Annotated in this window: 14 protein-coding genes, 1 tRNA gene, 2 rRNA genes and 1 riboswitch; of the genes, 3 read left to right on the forward strand and 14 right to left on the reverse strand. The window is 58.4% G+C overall.

Annotated elements, in window-relative coordinates; all coding sequences use genetic code 11:
• Positions 1–58 precede the first annotated feature (58 nt).
• From CYR55_RS21260 to pgi, 4 genes are all read right to left on the reverse strand, one after another.
• Positions 59–2,149, reverse strand: a complete 2,091-nt coding sequence (locus CYR55_RS21260) for a YjbH domain-containing protein (RefSeq protein ID WP_101818343.1) — start codon at positions 2,147–2,149, stop codon at positions 59–61.
• Complete coding sequence (locus CYR55_RS21265; protein WP_101818344.1) at positions 2,149–2,904, reverse strand: capsule biosynthesis GfcC D2 domain-containing protein; 756 nt, start codon at positions 2,902–2,904, stop codon at positions 2,149–2,151. The genes CYR55_RS21260 and CYR55_RS21265 overlap by 1 nt, the downstream gene beginning before the upstream one ends.
• 5 nt (positions 2,905–2,909) lie before the next feature.
• A complete protein-coding gene (locus CYR55_RS21270) occupies positions 2,910–3,548 on the reverse strand; it encodes a YjbF family lipoprotein (protein WP_165699640.1) in 639 nt (212 codons plus the stop codon).
• Positions 3,549–4,366: 818 nt separating this feature from the next.
• The gene (gene pgi / locus CYR55_RS21275; protein WP_101818346.1) at positions 4,367–6,013 is read right to left on the reverse strand and encodes a glucose-6-phosphate isomerase; all 1,647 of its coding nucleotides are present in this window, start codon (positions 6,011–6,013) and stop codon (positions 4,367–4,369) included.
• A 312-nt stretch (positions 6,014–6,325) separates the two neighbouring features.
• Positions 6,326–6,518: riboswitch (Lysine riboswitch) on the forward strand.
• A 102-nt stretch (positions 6,519–6,620) separates the two neighbouring features.
• Here pgi and lysC point away from each other — a divergent pair.
• Entirely contained in the window at positions 6,621–8,003 is a 1,383-nt protein-coding gene (gene lysC, locus CYR55_RS21280) for a lysine-sensitive aspartokinase 3 (RefSeq protein ID WP_101818347.1), read from the forward strand.
• A 152-nt stretch (positions 8,004–8,155) separates the two neighbouring features.
• Complete coding sequence (gene panS / locus CYR55_RS21285) at positions 8,156–9,103, forward strand: ketopantoate/pantoate/pantothenate transporter PanS (RefSeq protein WP_101818348.1); 948 nt, start codon at positions 8,156–8,158, stop codon at positions 9,101–9,103.
• Positions 9,104–9,165: 62 nt separating this feature from the next.
• Here the strand turns inward: panS and CYR55_RS21290 are convergent, their stop codons facing one another.
• From CYR55_RS21290 to CYR55_RS23650, 3 genes are all read right to left on the reverse strand, one after another.
• A complete protein-coding gene (locus tag CYR55_RS21290; protein WP_101818349.1) occupies positions 9,166–10,812 on the reverse strand; it encodes a Na/Pi cotransporter family protein in 1,647 nt (548 codons plus the stop codon).
• A gap of 546 nt (positions 10,813–11,358) precedes the next feature.
• Entirely contained in the window at positions 11,359–15,042 is a 3,684-nt protein-coding gene (gene metH, locus CYR55_RS21295) for a methionine synthase (RefSeq protein WP_101818350.1), read from the reverse strand.
• A gap of 14 nt (positions 15,043–15,056) precedes the next feature.
• Positions 15,057–15,302 (reverse strand): hypothetical protein, encoded by a 246-nt coding sequence (locus CYR55_RS23650; protein ID WP_165699641.1) that lies wholly within the window; start codon positions 15,300–15,302, stop codon positions 15,057–15,059.
• Between CYR55_RS23650 and iclR the strand changes: the two genes are divergently transcribed.
• Positions 15,301–16,134, forward strand: a complete 834-nt coding sequence (iclR, locus tag CYR55_RS21300; RefSeq protein ID WP_101818351.1) for a glyoxylate bypass operon transcriptional repressor IclR — start codon at positions 15,301–15,303, stop codon at positions 16,132–16,134. The genes CYR55_RS23650 and iclR overlap by 2 nt on opposite strands.
• Here the strand turns inward: iclR and aceK are convergent.
• From aceK to rrf (CYR55_RS21335), 7 genes are all read right to left on the reverse strand, one after another.
• On the reverse strand, positions 16,131–17,861 hold the full coding sequence (gene aceK / locus CYR55_RS21305) for a bifunctional isocitrate dehydrogenase kinase/phosphatase (protein ID WP_101818352.1): 1,731 nt from the start codon (positions 17,859–17,861) through the stop codon (positions 16,131–16,133). The two genes, iclR and aceK, sit on opposite strands and share 4 nt — an antisense overlap.
• Positions 17,862–17,907: 46 nt before the next feature.
• Positions 17,908–19,215 carry an isocitrate lyase gene (aceA, locus tag CYR55_RS21310; RefSeq protein WP_101818353.1) on the reverse strand — a complete coding sequence of 436 codons (1,308 nt, stop codon included), beginning with the start codon at positions 19,213–19,215 and terminating at the stop codon, positions 17,908–17,910.
• A 31-nt stretch (positions 19,216–19,246) separates the two neighbouring features.
• A complete protein-coding gene (aceB, locus tag CYR55_RS21315) occupies positions 19,247–20,845 on the reverse strand; it encodes a malate synthase A (protein ID WP_101818354.1) in 1,599 nt (532 codons plus the stop codon).
• A 353-nt stretch (positions 20,846–21,198) separates the two neighbouring features.
• Positions 21,199–22,128, reverse strand: coding sequence for a homoserine O-acetyltransferase MetA (gene metA / locus CYR55_RS21320; protein ID WP_101818355.1), 930 nt, complete (start codon positions 22,126–22,128; stop codon positions 21,199–21,201).
• A 312-nt stretch (positions 22,129–22,440) separates the two neighbouring features.
• Positions 22,441–22,556, reverse strand: a 5S ribosomal RNA gene (rrf, locus tag CYR55_RS21325).
• 37 nt (positions 22,557–22,593) lie between these two features.
• A tRNA-Thr gene (locus CYR55_RS21330) sits at positions 22,594–22,669 on the reverse strand.
• 14 nt (positions 22,670–22,683) lie between these two features.
• Positions 22,684–22,771, reverse strand: a 5S ribosomal RNA gene (gene rrf, locus CYR55_RS21335); the annotation flags it as partial.

Consider the following 22,771-nt stretch of genomic DNA (forward strand, 5'->3'; position numbering starts at 1 on the left):
TTTTACGCCAATAAAAAACCCCGGCATTGCCGGGGTCTGATGGGGAACGCCTGTGCCCTTAGTTGAAATAGGGCGAGCGGCTGTCGGTAATGTTGTAGAGCTGGTATTTGCGGCCCAGCATCTGGCCGCCGTCGCGGGTCAGCGGCACCCAGTTGATCTGCGCGCGCGTCCGGCTCGGCTGCACGGTCAGGATGTCCAGCGGCACCGAGACGTAGAAGCCTTTGGTGAACTCCCCTTCCCCATACTCCTCTGCCGAGACGTTGGTCTTGGTGGCAAATGCCCCGACAATCACGCCGCTGTCGAAACGTTTGGAGACGTCAAGCGTGGCGCCTTTGTCTTTCGCCAGATACTGCCCGACGCTGGCTTTGACCAGCACCCCGTCCAGGAAACGCGGCTGCCAGTAGGCAGTCAGGTTGCCGGTCTGGGTTTTGTAGTTGGTGAAATGCAGCGGGCTGTCCCAGTCACGCTGTTTCACGTAGTTGCCGTCCACGCCGAATGCCCAGCGGCTGTCCAGCGGGCGGTAGAGCACTTCCGCGCCTACGCCGCCATACATCTGTTCCAGATAGCCGCCATAGATCTGGCCGTACCAGCCATCACCCAGGCGATCCATATAGGTCAGCTGCGCGTTGTTCAGGTAGAGATCGTTGTTATCGACATACTCACGGATGCGGGTACGCACACGCGGCAGGGTGCTGTCGGCCGGCGGCCCCTTGTAGTTGAACTTGTCATAGTTGTTGAACAGGTTCAGGAACAGCGAGCCGGACGCCAGCAGATGCTCGGTCATCCACCAGTCGGCATTACCCTGAATGCCGACCTGATACATGTAGAAATCTTCCGGGCCGCCGATGGACTGGTTCAGCACCGGTGCCAGCCCGGCGCTGAAGGTGCTTTTCTCCACGTAGTAGCCCTGCTCTGCCCGTTCAGGCAGGTGCGGGTCGGCGCGGTGCTGCAACAGCGGCTTCTCCTGCCCGAGCGGGTAGCCTTCCAGTTGCTGCTTCAGGCTCTCCACGCTGGTCACGGTGCTGGAGATCGGCATGTTCATGCTGGTATCGGTGACGTTCAGGGTATCCACCCCGTCCGGCAGCCGGTTGATCAGGATGCGGTTGGCACGCTCAATTGCCGCGTTATTGTCGCGGTAGCGGTTCTGTGCGCCGGTCATGTAGAGCGTGCCGTCTTTCACCTGGATGTGCGGTGCGGTGTAGCCGGCGTTGTCCTGCAAGGCAGCCAGTTGCCCGCCGATGACCTGATGGTCAAGGATGGCGTCCTGCGGTTGCGGCTGGTAAGGCTGCGGCGGCGGGTCAATATGGCGCTGCGACAGTTCGTTGAAGTTGGTGCGCAGGGTCACGCCGGCCATCAGGGTGTTGCCGCGCTCCCAACTCAGGTTGACGTCGGCCCAGTCGGTCATGCGGTAGACCGCGCCGACGTTCACTTTCGAATCCTGCTTGATGGTGCCGGCGAAATCGCCCTGGTAGTCGTTGCCTTCGTACTCCACTTTCAGGCGCAGCGGCTGCCACGGCGTCTGGTATTCGATGCCGCCAAACAGCGAGGCCGGGCCATGGAAGAAGTTTTTACCGTTGAACTCCCCGGCGTCGCCCTGCACGTTGTTGCGGTAGCAGTAACTCGCCTTGGCCTCACAGAACGGGTTTTTCACGTTGCCGCTGTTGCCGAGGTAGCCCCAGCCGAGGCCGAGGGTAAAGTCGAGCGGCCCCCAGGCTTTGCTGGCGGCGATGAATTCGCTGTCAAACAGCCCGGTACCGCCGAAGTCACGGATACCCACTGACGTCTCCGGCAGCCAGTAGCCCTCTTCCCACAGCCGCAGTTTCAGGTCGACGCCTTTGTCTTTGTAAGTCTGGTCACCGCTGAACGCCTCATCGCTGCTGTATTTGCGGGTGCGCACGTCGGTGTAGCGGATGGTGGCTTCCAGCCACGGGAAGGGCTGCACCGCCAGCGAATAGAAGCGGTACTGGTCGTTGTGGCGCAGGTTAAGGCTGAACTCGCCCTCTTTCGCCATCCGCCCGGTCGGCACCTGCATCAGGCCAACGCCGCCGAAATCGCCCTGCGACGGCCCCAGCGGTTCGGTATAAGGGGAAGCCTGCGCGCCTGCGGCCACGGCCATCGCCAGTGCGCTGATAACATAGGATCTTTTCATTAGTCAGGGACCCGGTTGGTCAACAGCGCCAGAATCCGCAGGTTCAGATCGCGGTAAGCGCTGGGTAAGGCTTGGGCGGAGAAGCCCACAAAGAGCGTGCTGCCCGGTGCCGGTTCGGCGCGGCGGTGGTTCCAGTAGGCGACCGGCACCTGCCGGGTGGTGCCGTCGGGCTGAATCAGCCAGACCTGGTTTTTATCGTACCCCGCCAGCGGGGCGTGGTTATCGAGATAGGTTTTTGCGTCCTGCGCCGGGACAAACGGCTGCGGGCCGCTGTTCTCCACCAGCCCGAACAGGCGCACGGTAGTCGGCCGTTGCAGGGTATAGACGCTGTACTCCCCTTCCAGGCGGCGGTTATGCTCCGGATGAATACGCACGTCGTCCGGGTCGAGCGGCACAAACTGGCGGCCGGTCACCGTCAGTTGCGACACCTGCTGATGCAGGTTGTCGGCAGCGGCGGCCAGGTCGCCGTCATCATCCTGCCGAAACGCCGCGGCCAGCGCGCTTAAGGAAGCCAGCACCGCCTGTTTCACCGCCTGCTGCTGCACGGTGGCCTGCGGCGCGGCGATCACCGTGCCCGGCCACCAGGTGCGGTTAAACAGCGCCGGATTCATCACCAGTTCACTGAGGTTCCGGGCGCCGTCAACCGTGACGCTGCCGGCCTGCTCCGGTAAATACACCGTGACGTGGCTCTCCGCGAACGCGGACGCAGCCAGGCCAACGCTCAGGCTTACTCCAAGTAAGAGACGTTTTTTCATGGTATTTACGGTTTCAAAATTGTGATGTTAACGGGGATGAAATCCGGGCCGATGAACTGCTCCGCTTTCCTGACAATGCCGGTGGCGGGGTCGATCCAGAAGTGGTTGCGGTAGTGGCGGCCCAGCGACGGCACGGTCACCTCTTCCTCCACGCGCAGCGTATTCAGGGTGGTGCCCGCAATCTCCAGCGGCTCGCTGCCGTCAAGGTGGAATACCGAGTTGGCGGTGGCGCTGTGGAACTGCTGCCCCTCTGTCCAGCTCAGGGTGTGCGTCCAGGTTGCGCCGTCTTTCAGGGTTTGCGGGTGGAGCAGCGGGTCGTGCCGGCGGTCGGTGACTTCCAGCAGGTTGTCACGGTAGCCCACGGTTTTGGTCAGGCGGCCGTTTTGCGTCACCAGCAGTACACGGTCAGAGGAGAGCCATTTCACCTGCCCCTCTTCTGCAAAGGCGGCCACAACAAAGATCTGTGGGCCGTCATTCAGCCGGGCATAAATGCTGGAGTACGGCAGATCGCGCAGCGTCTGCGCATCCAGCTCGACATCCGGCATGCCGAATGTGGCGATCGCCAGCGTATCCTCGATGCTCCGCTGCGTCTGGCTACAGGCCGAAAGCAGGAGACAAGCCAATAACAGTGAAAAATAGCGCACGTTCTTTTCCCAGGATAAACAGGCCCATAACAGGGGCAACGTCAGGCGGCCCCCAGAAGCCAGCCGCGCACAGGACGGGCTGATGCATGATTATTGGCCTCACCGGGGCGAACCCCGGCGGGCAAACGTATACCGGTTAACACCGGTGGCCCCTTTCGCCAGCACAAGGGCTGGAATTCCATGCGAAAAGCGGGGCACGTTTGTCAGGCGGCCAGTTTATTGCGCCGTTCAGCTGCGCCATACATTCCAGAAACTGGAGAGTTCCCGGCGACAAATTAATGCATTGCCTCAAAGGGATACCGGTGTCTTTCAGGTATGGCGGGCAGGAAGGGCTGCTTATTTATAATGCAATAAACTGTTAATGAGTGTCATCATTGATGGCGTGAATGTTCTGGCAGCGGGCGGTTTCATCCCTGAAACCCGGTTTTTATCCGTAGCCTTAACTTAATGAATTTAAGGCATTTTTCGCTAAACGGCCTTCAGCGCTTTTTCACCGGCGCTTTGCTGTCGCGTTTTCAGAAACCATCAGAAAGTGAACAAAAAAGCAGGCGAACAGTTTTTTACGCCAGAAACCCGACTTATGAAAAGAATAATATCTGCTGGTTTTGCTAATCTCAGGAAAAATAACGGATAATGCGCGGTGAAATTATAAGCACACTCAGCGAAGGCTGAATTTTCGGTTTTTCAGACAAACCCTACTGCCCGGCGGCCGGCGACAGGCAATAAAAAGGCCCTGACAGGCAAAAACCTGCAGGGCCCTTTACGTTTTGGTGACCAAACCTTAACCAAAGGTTAAGGTTCTGCTCACACCGGCAACATTAACGCCAGGCTTTAAAGCGGTTGATCAGTGCGTTGGTGGAACTGTCATGGCTGCTGACGTCCTCATCCCCGGCCAGTTCCGGCAGGATGCGGTTTGCCAGCTGTTTGCCCAGCTCAACGCCCCACTGGTCAAAGGTGAAGATGTTGAGGATCACGCCCTGGGTAAAGATTTTGTGCTCGTACAGCGCAATCAGCGCACCGAGGCTTTCCGGGGTGATTTCACGCAGCAGGATGGAGTTGGTCGGGCGGTTGCCTTCGAACACCTTAAACGGCGCAACGTGTTTCACGTCATCAGGGGTTTTGCCCTGAGCCGCGAACTCTTCTTCCACCGTCTCCAGGGATTTGCCGAACGCCAGCGCTTCGGTCTGGGCGAAGAAGTTGGAGAGCAGCTTGGCGTGGTGGTCGCTCAGCGGGTTATGGCTGATGGCCGGCGCGATGAAATCACACGGGACAATTTTGGTGCCCTGGTGGATCAGCTGGTAGAAGGCGTGCTGGCCGTTGGTACCCGGCTCGCCCCAGATGATCGGGCCGGTCTGGTAGTCCACCGGGTTGCCGTTACGGTCAACGTATTTGCCGTTGGATTCCATGTTGCCCTGCTGGAAGTAGGCGGCAAAGCGGTGCATGTACTGGTCATACGGCAGGATCGCTTCGGTTTCGGCACCAAAGAAGTTGTTGTACCAGATGCCGATCAGCGCCAGCAGCACCGGCAGGTTCTGTTCTGCCGGGGTATTGGCGAAGTGCTTGTCCATCTCGTGCGCGCCGCTCAGCAGCTTCTCGAAGTTCTCAAAGCCCAGCGAGAGCGCGATGGAGAGGCCAATCGCTGACCACAGGGAGTAACGCCCGCCGACCCAGTCCCAGAATTCGAACATGTTGTCGGTGTCGATGCCGAACTCGCCCACCGCTTTCGCGTTGGTGGAGAGTGCCGCAAAGTGTTTGGCCACGTGCTGCTGATCGCCCGCGGTATTCAGGAACCAGTCACGCGCGCTGTGGGCGTTGGTCATGGTTTCCTGGGTGGTGAAGGTTTTAGAGGCCACCAGGAACAGGGTGGTTTCCGGGCTGAGGGTTTTCAGCGTTTCCGCGATGTGGGTGCCGTCAACGTTGGAGACAAAATGCATGTTGAGGTGGTTTTTGTACGGCTTCAGCGCCTCCGTCACCATGAACGGGCCGAGGTCAGAGCCGCCGATGCCGATGTTCACCACGTCGGTAATCGGTTTGCCGGTGTAGCCTTTCCAGTCACCGCCGATGACGCGGTCACAGAACTGCTTCATCTTCGCCAGCACCGCGTTCACTTCCGGCATCACATCTTTGCCGTCCACCAGAATCGGGGTATTGCTGCGGTTGCGCAGGGCCACGTGCAGCACGGCGCGGTCTTCAGTGCGGTTAATCTTCTCACCGGAGAACATTGCCTTGATGGCACCCTGAAGGTCAGTCTCTTTGGCCAGGGCCTGCAACTTCTCCAGCGTTTCTTTGGTGATGCGGTTTTTGGAGTAATCCACCAGCATCTGATCGTTAAAGGTGGCGGAGAAGGAGGAGAATCGCGCGCTGTCCTGGGCGAATAGCTCACTGATCTGAACATCTTTCATCTGTTCAAAATGCTGCTGCAGGGCTTGCCAGGCAGCGGTTTGACTTGGATTGATATTTTTCATCGTAACGCTCTCGGTTGAGTTTCACATAATGAGATTAAAAGCTTATCCCAGCAGGCGCGAAAAATGGGCAAACACGGCATGCTGGGATACGCTTTACGTACCGCCTGGTGCCGATTGTAGCCTGTAATCCTTTCGATGATATCCCTTTTCTTGCAATAGGCCGCATCTGTTAATGATTATTTATTAATCGGTTATGAAGTGTGGCAGAACATGCGCATCATCCGTAAATAATAAAAATAGAAAAGCCTTATGCTTTCGTTGACAGCGCAGCCAGAACCGGTAATCCTAGCCCCCTACTCGCGCAACCGTGTGCGAGCCAGAAGAGGCGCGTCGCCCAGGCAGGGTGTCAGAGGAACCGTATTCCACTGACGGCACTTGAGGGGGAGCGACGCCGAGGTACGTGGGCAGGCGGATGCCCCGTATCGGCTACAGAGGCTGAATCCTCTGGGTTGTCACCAGGATCGCCCAACGCGGGCGGCCAGCAAGGTGGAGCGCTTCTGGGAGTATCGTAGCCCCCTACGTCTGCCCCCTATCTATCGCTCTCCCCTTGTGCCAAGGTTTTGAATTTGTTGCCATTAAAATAATGGCCCCTGACACGAGGTTTACCATGAATCAAGCAGTTCCCTCCTCCTGGCCCGCCGGTCAGCCGATGATCGTGGCAAAATTCGGCGGCACCAGCGTCGCGGATTTTGATGCCATGAACCGCAGCGCGGATGTGGTGCTGGCCAACCCGGCCAACCGCCTGGTTATCCTGTCTGCCTCCGCCGGCATTACCAACCTGTTGGTCGCCCTGGCGGAAGGCTGCGATCAGGAGCAGCGTGACGTGAAACTCGGTGAAATCCGCCGGGTTCAGTACGCCATCATAGACCGGCTCACGGAGCCTGAGGTGATCCGCGAGGAGATTGACCGCCTGCTGGAGAACATCGCCATGCTCTCTGAAGGCGCCAGCCTGGCCACCTCTGCGGCGCTGACCGATGAGCTGGTGAGCCATGGCGAACTGATGTCGACCTTGCTGTTTGTTGAGATCCTGCGTGAGCGCCATGTGGCCGCGGAATGGTTTGATGTGCGTAAAGTAATGCGCACCACGGACCGCTTCGGCCGCGCCGAACCTGACACCGCGCAGCTGGCGGAACTGACCACGCAGCAACTGCTGCCGCGCCTGGAGCGCGCCCTGGTGATTACCCAGGGCTTTATCGGCAGTGAAGAGAAGGGGCGCACCACCACCCTGGGCCGCGGCGGCAGTGACTATACCGCTGCCCTGCTGGGCGAAGCGCTGCACGCCGGCCGCGTTGATATCTGGACGGATGTACCGGGGATTTACACCACCGACCCGCGCGTGGTGCCGACGGCCAAACGCATCGATAAAATCACCTTCGAAGAAGCCGCTGAAATGGCGACGTTCGGCGCGAAAGTGCTGCACCCGGCCACCCTGCTGCCGGCGGTGCGCAGCGACATCCCGGTGTTTGTCGGTTCCAGTAAAGATCCGGCCGCCGGCGGCACGCTGGTGTGCAACAGCACCAAAAACCCGCCGCTGTTCCGCGCGCTGGCACTGCGCCGCAAACAGACGCTGCTGACGCTGCACAGCCTTAACATGCTGCACGCACGCGGGTTCCTGTCTGAGGTGTTTAACATCCTGCTGCGCCACAACATCTCGGTTGACCTGATCACCACCTCTGAAGTGAGCGTGGCGCTGACGCTCGACACCACCGGTTCCACCTCCACCGGTGACAGCCTGCTGACCACTTCACTGCTGACCGACCTCTCGTCCCTTTGCCGGGTCGAGGTGGAGGAGAACCTGGCGCTGATTGCGCTGATTGGTAACAAACTGTCGCAGGCCTGCGGCGTCGGCAAAGAGGTATTCGGCGTGCTCGACCCGTTCAGCATCCGCATGATCTGTTACGGTGCCAGCAGCTATAACCTCTGCTTCCTGGTGCCCGGCAATGACGCCGAGCAGGTGGTGCAGACCCTGCACCGCAACCTATTCGAGTAATACCGCGGCGCGCAGGGCGGAGCCGGGCGCAAGCCCGGCTTTTTTATGCCCGCCGCACAGCAAACCGGCAAGGAAATGTACGACCTGTAGAAAAATGCAACATCTGTAAAAACACAACATCCGCCATAACCAGAAGAAGGAACCGACCTCTCATGTTAGCGAAAATCACCCGCCTGTTTCCGTTATGGGCTGTCCTGCTCTCCGTCGCGGCCTATTACACGCCCGGCACCTTTACCCCCATCGGCCCCTACGTCAGCACGCTGCTCATGCTGATTATGTTCGGCATGGGCGTTACGCTGGAGTTTGCCGACTTCAAACGGGTGCTGTCGCGCCCTGCCCCGGTGGCCGCCGCCACCTTCCTGCACTACCTGATCATGCCGCTGGCCGCCTGGGTACTGGCAAAGCTGTTCCAGATGCCGCCTGACCTGTCAGCAGGCATGGTGCTGGTGGGCAGCGTGGCCAGCGGTACCGCGTCCAACGTGATGATCTACCTGGCGAAAGGGGATGTGGCGCTGTCTGTTACCATCTCCGCCGTCTCCACGCTGGTGGGGGTGTTTGCCACCCCGCTGCTGACGCGGCTCTATGTGGATACGCACATTAGCGTGGATGTGGAAGGGATGCTGCTCAGCATCCTGAAAATTGTGGTGATCCCGATCTTCGCCGGGCTGGTGATTCATCACCTGTTTACCGGGCTGGTGAAAAAGCTGGAACCGGTGCTGCCGCTCTTTTCCATGGTCTGTATCCTGGCGATCATCAGTGCCGTGGTGGCGGGCAGCCAGGGCTTTATCGGGTCGGTGGGGCTGGTGGTGATTGTGGCGGTGATCCTGCACAACGGCATCGGGCTGCTGAGCGGTTACTGGGGCGGTAAGCTGTTCGGCTTTGATGAAACCACCTGCCGCACGCTGGCGATGGAAGTCGGGATGCAGAACTCCGGGCTGGCTGCGACACTGGGTAAACTTTACTTCTCGCCGCTGGCCGCCCTGCCCGGCGCGCTGTTCTCAGTCTGGCATAATCTTTCCGGCTCGCTGCTGGCCGGTTACTGGTCGGGCAAACCGGTCGGGAAGCCTGATGCGGCGGCGACCGTGCAAACGGATAAATAACCGCGGCTTCGCCATAAAAAAGGGCGCGGTCATCCGCGCCCTCGTTTTTTCTGCTGCCGCCGTCAGCGCGTCACCAGCTCCTCTTCGTCACGCTCATCATCTTCCAGCTCCTGCTCCAGCACGCTGTAGGCTACCGCGCAGAACAGCGAGTTCAGGCGCTTCATGTCACCCAACAGGCCCAGATGCAGGGAGCTGGTTTCAATGCTCTGCACATTCTGCTGGTGCAGCCGGTCAACGTGAGCGTGGGCGTAGCGGCGATCCATCAGGCGGAAACGGTGTTTGGAACGCCGCAGGCGGCGGGCACTGGTGATGTCACCGGAGAGAAACACCGACATGCTGAGGCGCAGGTTATCGAGCAGCCGTTTATGCAGCTCATCCAGTTCCGCCAGCCCGGCCGCGGAGAAGGCGCGGCGCGCACCGTGGGATTTCGCCGCCACATCGCCGGTCATCCGCTCAATAATATCGCCCGCCTGTTCCAGGTTGAGCGCCATCTCAATCACTTCCGCCCAACGGCGTGAATCCGATTCCCCCAGATCCTCTTTCTGCATCTGGGCGAGATAAAGTTTGATGGCGGTATAGAGCACATCCACATCATCATCCAGCCGGCTCACCTCACGCTCCTGGGTCAGATTGCCGTGCACCACTTCATGGTGCAGCACCAGCATATGCTCCACCACGTCGCCCATACGCAGCGTTTCGCGTGCGGCGTTGGCCAGCGCCAGCGTCGGCGTATCCAGCGCGCTGGTATCAAGGTGGCGCGGGCTGAGGCGCGGGTCATCCTGCGGGGAGGCAACGATCAGCACCTGGCAGAGGCGCGCCATGGGCTCAGTCAGCGGTACCAGCACCAGACAGCGGATCAGGTTGTAGAAGACATGGAAATAGATCACCAGTTCCTCATCCGATACCGGCAGCCGGTCAAAGGCATTCGCCAGCAGGGTGACAAACGGCAACACCAGCACACAGCCGATCAGCTTAAACAGCAGGCTGCCGAGCGCCACGCGCCGCGCTTCCGCATTCTGTTTGCTGGCGTTGATCATCGCCAGCAATCCGCTGCCGAAGTTGGCACCGATCACCAGGCAGAGCGCGACTTTAAGCGAGATCACGCCGGTGGCGGTGAGCGTGGCGGTCAACAGCACGGCCGCCAGGCTGGAGTAACTGATGATGGCGAACAGCGCGCCGGTCAGGGCGTCCAGCAGCACATCCCCGGTCAACGAGGAGAACAGCACTTTCACGCCCGAGGCCTGGGTGATCGGCGTTGCGGCGGTGACAATCAGTTCCAGCGCCAGCAAAATCAGCCCCAGCCCGATCGCCACCCGGCCTATCTGCCCGGCGCGCATCTGTTTGCGGCTGAGGAACATCGCCACGCCGACAAAGATCAGCAACGGTGAGAGCCAGGAGAGATCAAAGGTCAGGATCCGCGCCATCAGCGCGGTACCGACGTCTGCCCCCAGCATGATCACCAGCGCCGGGGAGAGCGCCACCAGCCCTTGTGCCACAAAAGAGGTAACCAGCAGCGCCGTGGCGTTGCTGCTCTGCACCAGCGCAGTAACGCCGATGCCGGAGACAAAGGCCAGCGGTTTCTTTTCCACGCTGCTGCTGAGAATCTGGCGCAGGTTAGCGCCAAAAACCCGCATGATGCCGGTACGCACAATATGCGTCCCCCATACCAGCAGGGAGACGGCTGAAAGCAAATGAAGAAGGGTTAACACGGAATACGTTCTCCTTCGCCAGGCATTAACAGGCCACCCCACCTGCCTGACGTTCGGAGCAGGATGGCATCCGGATTGTGGCCGTGGGATCGCCTTCCCACGCCAACCCGGTAAATGTTGCATTAATCAAAATAACGGGTTCAGCCCTGCTGGTGAGCACGCCCGGCAACCCGGGGGCAGTGGCACCCTTTTTGCCGCCCGCAGGCAATAGCGAAGCATCATCTTTTTCTATCTATTTGATAAACAAGCAAGGTATATGCCATCTGTTGCAGGGTATCCGCATTTAACTGTAGACCAAGATGACTTTTCCCGGTGCTCTGGTGACCTATTATGCGCAGCAACGCACAAGGGCACAGGCCCAGTGAGAGAATGTGATAAACAGTTATCCCGCTAATGCCCGGCAAGGGCATCAGACAAAAGACAGAGGCGGGGAAATCAGGGCGGGTCGCGAAAAATCATACCGGGTGCGGCAGTGCGTCGGGCCGCATTATTTTTCTCATTATGGCTCAGTGATAAAAATGCCCCCGCGAACCGGGGGCATGAGGATCAATCTGCGTCGTAGCCGAGGTTGGGCGCCAGCCAGCGCTCCACCTCCGCCACCGGCATCCCTTTACGCCGGGCGTAATCTTCGACCTGATCGCGCTGAAGCTGAGCCACGGCAAAATATTTGCTGTCCGGGTGGCTGAAGTACCAACCGGAGACCGCCGCCCCCGGCCACATGGCGAAGGATTCGGTGAGCTTCATGCCGGTATGTTTTTCAACATCCAGCAGTTGCCAGATCTGCCCCTTTTCCGTGTGCTCCGGGCAGGCCGGGTAACCCGGTGCCGGGCGGATGCCCTGATAATTCTCCCGGATCAGCTCGTCATTGCTCAGGTTTTCATTCGGCGCATAGCCCCAGTACACCTTACGCACCCGCTCATGCAGGTATTCTGCGAACGCCTCCGCCAGCCGGTCAGAGAGTGCTTTCACCATGATTTTATTGTAATCATCATGTTGGGCGTCATAGGCGGCGGCCAGTGCATCCTCTTCAAGGCCGGCCGTTACCGCGAACGCGCCGAGGTAATCCCGTTTGCCGCTTGATTTGGGCGCGACGAAATCCGCCAGGCAGTAATTCGGGAAATCGTTCTTTTCGGTTTGCTGGCGCAGATGATGGCTCACCAGCAGCACTTCATCGCGGCGCTCGTCCTGGTAGATGTGGACGTCGTCCCCCACCCGGTTGGCCGGGAACAGGCCCACCACGCCACGCGGCGTCAGGGATTTATTGGCGGCCAGGTTGTCCAGCATCGCGTTGGCGTCTGCAAACAGGCGCTTAGCCTCTTCCCCCACTACCTCATCTTCCAGGATGCGCGGGTATTTGCCGGCCAGCGACCAGGTCATGAAGAATGGCGTCCAGTCGATGTAGTTGCGCAGGGTCTCAATGCCCACGCTGACCTCCTGCACGCCCAGGCGATGGGCCACCGGCGGGGTGTAATCTTCCCAGTCCAGCTCCAGCGCGTTCTCACGGGCCGCGGCCAGCGTCACCGGCGGGGTGCGCGGCTTTTTGCGCCCGTGCTGGATGCGCACCGTGTCGTACTCTTTACGGGTGCGCGCCACAAAATCATCATGCTGGGTCTCAGACAGCAGCGCCGATACCACGCCCACGGTACGTGAGGCGTTCTGCACATAGACCGTCGGGCCGCTGTAGTTCTGTTCGATCTTCACCGCCGTATGTGCTTTCGAGGTGGTCGCGCCGCCAATCAGCAGCGGCAGGGTAAAGCCCTGACGCTGCATCTCTTTGGCGACATTGACCATCTCATCCAGCGACGGCGTAATCAGCCCGGAGAGGCCGATGATATCCACTTTCTGTTCAATCGCGGTTTTCAGGATCTTGTCGGTGGGCACCATCACGCCCAGATCGATAATTTCGTAGTTATTGCACTGCAGCACCACGCCGACGATGTTTTTGCCGATGTCGTGCACGTCCCCTTTTACTGTCGCCAGCAGGATTTTGCCGTTGGTGCTGCCCTTCTGCTTGCTGGCTTCAATGTAGGGTTCGAGGTACGCCACCGCCTGCTTCATCACACGCGCCGATTTCACCACCTGCGGCAGGAACATTTTGCCCTCGCCGAACAGGTCACCCACCACGTTCATGCCGTCCATCAGCGGGCCTTCGATGACTTCAATCGGCCGATCTGCCGCCTGGCGCGCCTCTTCGGTGTCCAGTTCTATAAACTCGGTAATACCTTTGACCAGTGAATACTCCAGGCGCTTGTTCACCGGCCAGGCGCGCCACTCCGCCTGCACTTTGGTGGCTTCCCCGCCCTCTTTATTGCCGCGGTATTTTTCCGCCAGATCGAGCAGCCGTTCGGTGCCGTCAGCGCGGCGGTTCAGTACCACATCTTCCACTGCGTCCCGCAGTTCGGCCGGGAGGTCATCATAAATCGCCAGTTGCCCGGCGTTCACGATGCCCATGTCCATGCCGTTGCGGATGGCGTGGTAGAGGAACACCGCGTGAATCGCCTCGCGCACCGGATCATTGCCGCGGAACGAGAAGGAGACGTTAGACACGCCCCCGGAGATCAGCGCGTGCGGCAGCTCGTTTTTGATGTCACCACAGGCACCGATGAAATCCACCGCGTAGTTGTTGTGCTCCTCAATGCCGGTGGCTACGGCGAAAATATTCGGGTCGAAAATAATGTCTTCCGGCGGGAAGCCGACCTGCTCAGTCAGGATGTGGTAGGCGCGGCGGCAGATCTCAATTTTGCGCGCGCGGGTGTCCGCCTGGCCGACCTCATCAAAGGCCATCACCACGACGGCCGCGCCATAGCGCCGCACCAGCTTCGCATGGTGGATAAAGGCGGCCTCGCCCTCTTTCATCGAGATGGAGTTCACGATGCCTTTGCCCTGGATGCACTTCAGCCCTTTTTCAATCACGTCCCACTTGGAGGAGTCGATCATGATCGGCACGCGGGCGATATCCGGCTCGCCGGCGATCAGGTTGAGGAAACGCACCATCGCCGCTTCGGCATCCAGCATGCCTTCATCCATGTTGATGTCGATGATCTGCGCGCCGCTTTCCACCTGCTGGCGTGCCACTTCCAGCGCCTCAGCATACTTCTCTTCTTTGATCAGCCGCTTGAATCGCGCCGAACCGGTGACGTTGGTACGTTCCCCGACGTTAACAAACAGGGTGTTGGCATCAATGGTCAGCGGCTCCAGGCCCGCCAGGCGGCAGGCGACCGGAATCACCGGCAGCGGGCGCGGGGCAACACCTTCGACCGCGCGGGCAATGGCGGCGATGTGCTGGGGCGTGGTGCCGCAGCAGCCGCCGACGATATTGAGGAAGCCCGACCGCGCCCATTCACCGATCTGGCCCGCCATCTCGCCGGCATCCAGATCGTACTCGCCAAAGGCGTTGGGCAGCCCGGCGTTGGGGTGCGCCGTCACGTAGCATTCGGCAATGCGCGACAACTCCTGCACATACTGGCGCAGCTCGTCCGGCCCCAGCGCACAGTTCAGGCCAAACGAGAGCGGCCGGACATGGCGCAAGGAGTTATAGAACGCTTCGGTGGTCTGGCCTGAGAGCGTGCGCCCGGAGGCATCGGTAATGGTGCCGGAGATCATCACCGGCAGTTCAACGCCCAGCGCCTCGAATTCGCTCTCCACCGCAAAGGTCGCGGCTTTGGCATTCAGGGTGTCGAACACCGTTTCGATCATGATCAGGTCAACGCCACCCTCAATCAGCGCCCGGGTGGATTCACGGTACGCCTCCACCAGCTGATCAAACGAGACGTTGCGGAATGCGGGATCGTTGACGTCAGGAGAGATGGACGCCGTCCGGTTAGTCGGGCCGAGTACCCCGGCCACATAGCGCGGCTTCTCCGGGGTACGCGCCGTCCACTCATCGGCACAGATCCTGGCCAGCCGGGCAGCTTGGTAGTTAATTTCCGCCGAGAGCGATTCCATATGGTAATCAGCCATGGCGATCGGCGTGGCGTTGAAGGTGTTGGTTTCGAGGATGTCTGCCCCCGCCTCCAGGTAACCGTAATGGATCGCGGTAATCACTTCCGGCCGGGTCAGCACCAGCAGGTCATTGTTCCCTTTCAGGTCACTTTGCCAGCCGGCAAACCGTTCGCCCCGGTAATCCGCCTCTTCCAGCCGGTAGCTCTGGATCATGGTGCCCATACCGCCGTCCAACACCAAAATACGTTGGGCAAGCTGCGAACGCAGCGCTTCTGCTCGATTTGTCACTGTAACCTCAACCCTTACCTTTCACCGGGCGGCGGGCCCGGAACCTGTATGCGATGGCGCACCTGACGACGTGCTGGAAAATCAGACAACCGCCATCCTAACACAAGTTTTTCTGCCGCCGTCATCAGCCATATTGAGACTTTTTCAGTTACCGCCACCCACTCATCGGATGAGCAAAGAGGGGGCTTGTCCGCCATACTCACTGAATGAAAATAACTTCCACGTTTTCTCCTTCGCACCCTTATAAAGGATTTCGCCATGGTCACGCCTTCCCCTGTCAAACGCGGTAAAAAGCCCCGCGCCGCGGCTTCCAGCCCAGCGGCCACCGGCCAGGTACAGTCACTGACCCGGGGGCTGACGCTGCTGGAATATATTGCCGCCTCGCACGGCAGCGTGGCGTTAACGGACCTCGCCCAACAGGCCGGGCTGCCGAATTCCACCACCCACCGTTTACTGACCACTATGCAACAACAGGGGTTTGTGCGGCAGGTGGGCGACCTGGGATTGTGGACCATTGGCGCACACGCGTTTGTGGTCGGCAGCAGCTTTTTGCAGAGCCGTAACCTGCTGGCAATGGTGCACCCGGTGTTGCGCCGGCTGATGGAGGAGTCCGGCGAGACGGTAAACCTGGCGGTGTTCGACCACAGTGACTCGCAGGTCATCATCATCGATCAGGTGCAATGTAACGCGCTGATGCGCATGTCTGCACCGATTGGCGGCAAACTGCCGCTGCACGCGTCCGGCGCCGGTAAGGCTTTTCTCTCCACGTTGCCGGAAGATCGGGTGGTCGCGTTGCTGCACAAAACCGGCCTGCACAACTACACGCCGCGCACGCTGACTGCCCCTGCCAATTTACGGCAGGCGCTGGCAGACACCCGCAAACGCGGTTACTCCTTCGATGATGAAGAACATGCGCTCGGCCTGCGCTGTGTCGCCGCCTGCATTTTTGACGAACACCATGACGCCTATGCGGCGATCTCCATCTCCGGGCCGGTTTCCCGCATCACGGATGAACGCGTAACGGAGCTGGGCGCACTGGTGATTCACGCAGCCAAAGAGGTGACGCAGGCCTACGGCGGCACACGCAGCTAATTCTCCGGTACACGCTGGCTGAAGCGCCGGCAACGGCGGTAGGCAAACACATCCTCAATATGGCCGTTGCGGATCCGCTGTTGCAGGCCCCGCCAGTATTCCGCGCTGAACAGATCGGCGTGCAGCTCCTCAAACAGCGCCCGGATACGCCGATCGCCGCAGAGAAAATGGCGGAACTCCTCCGGGAACACATCGTTGGGCGCGACGCTGTACCAGGGTTCTGCCGCCAGCTCATCTTCTGGGTAACGTGCGGCGGGCATGTCGCGAAAGTTGACCTCCGTCATATAACAGATTTCGTCATAGTCATAGAACACCACGCGCGCATGGCGGGTAACGCCAAAATTCTTGAACAGCATGTCGCCGGGGAAAATATTGGCGGCCGCCAGTTGCTTAATGGCGTTGCCATACTCCTCAATTACCGCCCGCTGCTGCGCCTCATCCGCCCCGGCCAGGTAGAGATTCAGCGGCATCATCCGCCGCTCCATGTAGAGATGGCGAATCAGCAGTTTATCGCCCAGATCTTCCAGTTTTTCCGGCACCTCATGCCATAGCTCCGCCAGCAACGCCGGGCTGATGGCCTGTTTGTCGATGACAAAATTTTCATACTCCTGGGTGTCTGCCATGCGCCCTACCCGGTCATGCTCTTTTACCAGTTGGTAGCAGGCACGCACCCGCCCGGCGCTGACCTCTTTTTGCGGGGCAAAATTGTCTTTAATCACCTTAAAAACGCGGTCGAACGAAGGCAGCGTAAATACCAGCATCACCATGCCGCGTACGCCGGGCGCGATGATGAACTGCTCGTCATGCTGCGCCATAAACGCCAGGTATTCACGGTAGTACTCTGTTTTCCCATGCTTCTGGCAGCCGATCGCCATGTAAAGCTCGGCGGTGGTTTTACCGGGCAGAATTTCCCGCAGCCACTCGACCAGCGCGGCCGGAAACGGGGCATAAACCATAAAATAGGCGCGGGCAAAACCAAATACGATGCTCGCATCATCCTGCCCGGTCAGGCAGGTATCAACAAACAGTGCGCCCTCATCACTGTGGTGAACCGGCAGCAGGAAAGGGGCGACCTCGCCCGCCAGCCGGAGCTTGCCGACCAGCCACGCCGCTTTATTACGGTAAAAAAGCTCGTTGGCTATCTCAAACCGGGCATCTGCCAGCGCCGGGCCACCAAATTGTTGCAACAGCACCTGTTCAATGGCCCGGACATCCCGCGGCAGGTTCTCCCACGGCAGGCGCAACGGCAGATCGCTGAGCAAGGTGTGCAGCATGGCGGGGATGCCCTGCTCCGGCCTGACATGGCGATCCAGCGGCCGGGGAACGTGATGAAACGGTGCCGGTGGCTGAGAGCTGAAGATAAACAGTTTATCCGGCGTTAAATCACGGTGATGGAAAAGCCGGCAGTAGACGGAGTTAAAGAAGCTTTCTGCAATCTCATAGCGTGGGTAATCCGGTAACAGGCTGGTATAGATCGTTTTAATCCGGCTGATAAAGGCCGCGTCATGAATGCGTGGCCCGGTGATGCAGGTCAGCTGTTTCACCACCAGGCCAACGTGATGATCATAGAGATGGATGCGCTGCTTCATCGCCTGCTGCACGGCGGGCCAGTCCGCTTGCTCAAACCGGTGCTGCGCCCCGGCAGTAATCTCCAGAAAGCGGCCATACTGCGCATCAAACCCCTGAAGGATGGTATGCGCGATCAGGGTTTCCATTGTTTCTGCCATCTCTGCCTCCTTGTAGACAGAGGGCGGTTACCCACCCCCGTATACCTCAGAATTGCTGCTCTTCGGTAGAGCCGGTCAAGGCCGTAACCGAGGAACTGCCGCCCTGAATCACTGTGGTGACCTTATCAAAATACCCGGTGCCGACTTCCTGCTGATGGGAGGCAAAGGTGTAGCCGCGCTGGCTGGCGTCAAATTCAGGCTGCTGCACTTTCTCGACGTAATGCTTCATGCCCTCGCCCTGCGCATAGGCGTGCGCCAGATCGAACATGTTGAACCACATGCTGTGAATACCCGCCAGGGTAATGAACTGATAGACGTACCCCATTTCTGCCAGCGCATCCTGGAAGCGGGCGATGGTGGCGTCGTCCAGATTTTTCTTCCAGTTGAATGACGGGGAACAGTTATACGCCAGCAGTTTGCCGGGAAAACGGGCATGAATAGCGTCGGCAAATTCACGGGCGGCAGCGAGATCCGGCGTGGACGTTTCACACCACACCAGATCGGCATAGGGGGCGTAGGCCAGCCCCCGGCTGATGGCCTGCTCAATGCCGGCATGAGTACAGAAAAAGCCTTCCGGTGTGCGTTCGCCCGTCAGGAACCGGCTGTCGTAAGGGTCACAATCGGACGTCAGCAGATCGGCTGCGTCCGCATCTGTCCGCGCGACCAACAGCGTCGGCACGCCCAGGACATCTGCGGCCAGCCGTGCCGCCACCAGTTTCTGCACCGCTTCCCGGGTAGGCACCAACACTTTGCCGCCCATGTGGCCGCATTTCTTCACCGCCGCCAGTTGATCCTCAAAATGTACGGCTGCCGCCCCTGCCTCGATCATCGCTTTCATCAGTTCAAACGCGTTCAGCACCCCGCCGAACCCGGCCTCTGCATCAGCAACGATCGGCAGGAAATAATCAATGTAGCCCCGGTCTTCCGGGCCAATGCCCTTCGCCCATTGGATCTGATCCGCCCGGCGAAAGGTATTATTGATGCGCTTCACCACGGCCGGGACGGAATCCACCGGATAGAGGGACTGGTCGGGATACATGGCCGAGGCGCTGTTGGCATCCGCCGCGACCTGCCATCCTGAAAGATAAACGGCCTCCAGCCCGGCTTTAGCCTGTTGCAGCGCCTGCCCACCGGTCAGTGCGCCAAGGCAGTTGACGTACCCTTTGCGCGCTTCACCGTGCAGCAGCTTCCACAATTTTTCAGCGCCTAACTGCGCCAGCGTGCAGGCCGGGTTCACAGAGCCTCGCAGGGCGATCACCTCTTCAGCCTGATAAGGGCGGGTAATACCGTCCCAGCGTGGGCTTTTCCACTGCTGTTCGAGCGTAGTGATGTATTGGTGACGGGAAAGAGTCATAGCGGCGATCCTTTATCAGTAAGGGACGGATTTATGCCAACAGGGCGTAGCCGGGCAGGGTCAGGAAATCGACCAGTTCATCCTGGGTAGTGATGCGTTCCATCAGGTGTGCGGCCTCAGCAAAGCGCCCGCCACTGAAACGTTGCTCACCCAATTCCTGCTGAATAGTATGCAGCTCCTCAGCCAGCATCTGCCGGAACAGCGTGCTGGTCACCGGGCGGCCATCACTGAGGCTTTTCTGGTGATGAATCCACTGCCAGATGGAGGTACGGGAAATTTCTGCCGTCGCCGCATCTTCCATCAGCCCGTAAATCGGCACGCAGCCATTCCCGCCAATCCAGGCTTCAATGTATTGCACCGCTACCCGGATATTGGCGCGCATCCCCTGCTCCGTACGTTCCCCCGCGCACGGGGCCAGCAGATCCTCTGCGGTGACAGGCGCGTCTTGTTCGCGCAGCACATCAAGCTGGTTACGCCGCTCCCCCAATGCGTGACTGAATACCGCATTCACGGTTTCAGCCAGGCCGGGATGTGCAATCCAGGTGCCGTCATGGCCATTGGCGGCCTCACGCTCTTTATCCGCCCTGACCCTTTGCAACACCGTGGCATTGCGCCCCGGATCTTTACTCGGAATAAAGGCGGCCATACCGCCCATCGCAAAGGCACCGCGACGGTGACAGGTTTTAATTAACAGCCGTGAATAGGCATCAAGGAAAGGCTGATCCATGGTGACTGACTGGCGATCCGGCAGTACACGATCCCTATGATTTTTCAGGGTTTTGATATAACTGAAGATGTAATCCCAGCGGCCACAATTAAGGCCGACAATGTGGTCACGCAGGTAATAGAGGATCTCATCCATCTGGAACACTGCCGGCAGCGTCTCAATTAATACGGTGGCTTTGATGGTGCCGCGCGGCAGGGAAAAACGATCTTCGGCAGCACTGAATACACTGGCCCACCAGGCAGCTTCCTGCCAGGATTGCAGTTTTGGCAGGTAAAAATAGGGGCCGCTGCCTTTGGCCAGTAATGCCTGATAGTTGTGGAAAAAATAGAGGGCAAAATCAAACAGGCTGCCCGGGATCGCCTCGCCCTGCCACTGCACATGCCTTTCCGGCAGATGTAAGCCGCGTACCCGGCAGACCAACACTGCAGGGTCAGGTTTAAGCTGATAAATTTTTCCGCTCTCATGGGTATAAGAGATAGTGCCGTTAACGGCATCACGCAGGGCGATCTGCCCTTCAATCACTTTTTCCCAACTCGGCGCCAATGAATCTTCAAAATCCGCCATAAAGACGTTCACGTCAGCATTTAACGCATTGATCACCATTTTGCGCTCAACCGGCCCGGTAATTTCAACACGACGATCCTGCAAATCCTGAGGGATACCCCGGATACGCCACTCTGATTGACGAATGGAAAGCGTTTCCGGAATAAATCCAGGCAATGCGCCGTCATCAATATGTTGTTGCCAGACTTTCCGCGCATTCAGTAGCTGGTTCCGCTGCGGGGTAAATTCACTGACCAGATCCGTCACAAAGCGGATTGCCGGCTCCGTCAACATCGCTTTTTCATTGCCCTGAAAAGGCTGAGTGAAGCTAAGTGGCGGGCTTAAAGTGGGTTGATTCATCACGTTCTCCTGCACATAAGTCAAACAGATCACTGAGACATACATTCTGGGACAGCAAACCCGATCGTGTGGTTACCGGAGCATCCTCGCTGGAAGTGGTCAATATTACACCGGCACTATTGAGCATAATTCATGCCCAATAAAAATCAAAAACGATTTCCATTTTATTTATTAATCTTGAGAAGTACTTTTTAAAGCAATAAGTTAGAGCGCTAAGTTTTGCATTACGATTAAGAAATGGATCTCAAAACAGAAGGGTAGGATGCAACGGGGGTTAAGGTGACGCTCAAAGGGGGGGTCAGAGAAAGGCTTACAATGCAGACGGCAGCCTGTCGGCTGCCGTAAGGGAAAGATTAATCCAGCGTAGGGTTCATCTGGCGCAGATCAAACGGGGTGATCTGGTAAACGTAGTAGTTCAGCCAATTAGAAAACAGCAGGTGGCCGTGGCTGCGCCAGCTCGCTTTGGGAGGCAGATCCGGGTTGTCCTGAGGGAAGTAGTTTACCGGCAACGTAGGTTCAAGGCCCGCTGCAACATCCCGCAGGTATTCACCACCCAGCGTGCCGGCATCATATTCCGGATGGCCGGTGACAAACGCCATGCGCTTATCTTTGGTCGCAAACAGATAAGGGCCCGTTTCTTCTGACTCCGCCAGAATATCCAGGTCAGGCAGCGCATGCAGCACATCGGCCGGGAAATCTGCGTAACGGGAGTGTGGCGCCAGGAAGGTTTCGTCAAACCCACGCGTCAGCAAGGCGTGTGGCTGAAGCGTCTGATGCTGGTAGACACCAGACAGTTTCACCTCACGAGTCATTTTCGGCACGCCGTACAGCACGTTCAGAGCCGCCTGTACCGCCCAGCACACAAACAGTGTCGAGGTAACATGCTCTTTTGCCCAATGCACAATGCGCTCGATCTGCGGCCAATAAGCGACATCATTGAAATCAACCAGGCCCAGCGGCGCGCCTGTTACAATCAGGCCGTCAAAATTTTCATCTTTGATATCTTCAAAGTCACAGTAGAAGTTATTCAGATGCTCAGCAGGCGTGTTTTTGGATTCACGGCTGTCAATCCGCAGTAATTGGATATCGATCTGTAGCGGTGAGTTAGAAAGCAGCCGCAGAAACTGATTCTCAGTTTCGATCTTTTTCGGCATCAGATTAAGCACCAAGACCTTCAACGGACGGATCTCTTGTGTCTTTGCACGAGAAGAGGTCATGACAAAGACATTCTCTTCACGCAAAAAATTCACGGCTGGTAACTCATCCGGAACCCGAATCGGCATAACTTTTACCCTCACAACATACGTTTATACGTTTAGACTTCTAGATGCCCGAAGATAGCGGGTTCTGCCTGGATTGTCGAGTCTTCATGCAATAGATGAAAATGTTTCACTGCCCAGCGTATAAGGAGTCTGCATTAGTGGTTATATTACGCGCAGAATGGCTCTGTAAAACGCAAAAAAGAGCATAGAAAAACCACTTTGGGGGTGCAAATGAAGGAACAGAGAAATGAATTAACGTAAACAGGAGGTTTTATAAACGCCAGAAAAAGAAAAAGCCCCATGCTTTCGCATGAGGCTTCGTCTCTGTTTGATGCCTGGCAGTTCCCTACTCTCGCATGGGGAGACCCCACACTACCATCGGCGCTACGGCGTTTCACTTCTGAGTTCGGCATGGGGTCAGGTGGGACCACCGCGCTAGTGCCGCCAGGCAAATTCTTTATTTGCCGAACTCTAACCGCTAAAAACTGGTGCTGATACCCAGAGTCGAACTGGGGACCTCACCCTTACCAAGGGTGCGCTCTACCAACTGAGCCATATCAGCACACTTAATTTGATGCCTGGCAGTTCCCTACTCTCGCATGGGGAGACCCCACACTACCATCGGCGCTACGGCGTTTCACTTCTGAGTTCGGCATGGGGTCAG

This window comes from Chimaeribacter californicus (genome assembly GCF_002858675.1).
Lineage (GTDB): Bacteria > Pseudomonadota > Gammaproteobacteria > Enterobacterales > Enterobacteriaceae > Chimaeribacter > Chimaeribacter californicus.

Excerpts from the sequence above, each read along its gene's own strand:
- CYR55_RS21260 (WP_101818343.1), bottom strand. The coding sequence starts at position 2,149 with ATGAAAAGATCCTATGTTATCAGCGCACTGGCGATGGCCGTGGCCGCA.
- CYR55_RS21265 (WP_101818344.1), bottom strand. The coding sequence starts at position 2,904 with ATGAAAAAACGTCTCTTACTTGGAGTAAGCCTGAGCGTTGGCCTGGCT.
- pgi (WP_101818346.1), bottom strand. The coding sequence starts at position 6,013 with ATGAAAAATATCAATCCAAGTCAAACCGCTGCCTGGCAAGCCCTGCAG.
- lysC (WP_101818347.1), top strand. The coding sequence starts at position 6,621 with ATGAATCAAGCAGTTCCCTCCTCCTGGCCCGCCGGTCAGCCGATGATC.
- panS (WP_101818348.1), top strand. The coding sequence starts at position 8,156 with ATGTTAGCGAAAATCACCCGCCTGTTTCCGTTATGGGCTGTCCTGCTC.
- iclR (WP_101818351.1), top strand. The coding sequence starts at position 15,301 with ATGGTCACGCCTTCCCCTGTCAAACGCGGTAAAAAGCCCCGCGCCGCG.
- CYR55_RS23650 (WP_165699641.1), bottom strand. The coding sequence starts at position 15,302 with ATGGCGAAATCCTTTATAAGGGTGCGAAGGAGAAAACGTGGAAGTTAT.
- aceK (WP_101818352.1), bottom strand. The coding sequence starts at position 17,861 with ATGGCAGAAACAATGGAAACCCTGATCGCGCATACCATCCTTCAGGGG.
- aceA (WP_101818353.1), bottom strand. The coding sequence starts at position 19,215 with ATGACTCTTTCCCGTCACCAATACATCACTACGCTCGAACAGCAGTGG.
- aceB (WP_101818354.1), bottom strand. The coding sequence starts at position 20,845 with ATGAATCAACCCACTTTAAGCCCGCCACTTAGCTTCACTCAGCCTTTT.
- metA (WP_101818355.1), bottom strand. The coding sequence starts at position 22,128 with ATGCCGATTCGGGTTCCGGATGAGTTACCAGCCGTGAATTTTTTGCGT.